The organism is Vibrio sp. 704 (assembly GCF_033339295.1).
This window is the reverse complement of record NZ_JAWOUH010000775.1, coordinates 1-575: the sequence shown is the minus strand read 5'-3', so window position 1 is coordinate 575 and position 575 is coordinate 1. Positions and strand designations below refer to the sequence as shown.

Below are 575 nucleotides of genomic sequence, written 5' to 3'. Positions count from 1 at the left end.
CTAATTTCAGCTGCGACATCTTATCACAGCGCTTTAATGGTTTTGATATTAGCGCATTAGAACTCGAACACCAGCACATGAAACTTCGATGCCTGATAAAAATGATAGCGCTATCACAATTAATGGTAGCGCTATCAGATAGCGCTACCATTTGTGATCACTCTCAGGTTTTTCTGGCAAATTGATCGATAAAGTACGCAGCAACAAAACAACAAATCGGAAACATTCCAATGCTACGTGAACTGATTACCTCTGATGTCATTCGCATCCATTCTGACGCAACCGACTGGAAAGATGCGATCAGCAAATCTTGTGAAGCTTTGATTGAAAATGGCGCGATAGAACCAAGTTACGTTGAGGCAATTTACCGCTCGCACGAAGAGCTTGGCCCTTACTACGTGGTAGGTCCGGGCATGGCGATGCCACACGCTCGCCCTGAAGATGGCGTTAACCGCTTGTCATTGGCGATCACGGTGATCCAAAACGGCGTCAACTTTAACTCTGAAGAAAATGACCCAGTAAAAATGCTGGTCACGCTAGCGGCAACGGACAGTAATAGCCACGTTGATGCGATT

1 protein-coding gene is annotated in these 575 nt (G+C 45.6%); it reads left to right on the top strand.

Annotation, left to right across the window (positions count from 1 at the left end; translation table 11 throughout):
* Positions 1 to 230: 230 nt before the first annotated feature.
* On the top strand, positions 231 to 575 hold a 345-nt coding region (locus R7R24_RS29050; protein ID WP_318120505.1), incomplete at its 3' end, for a PTS sugar transporter subunit IIA.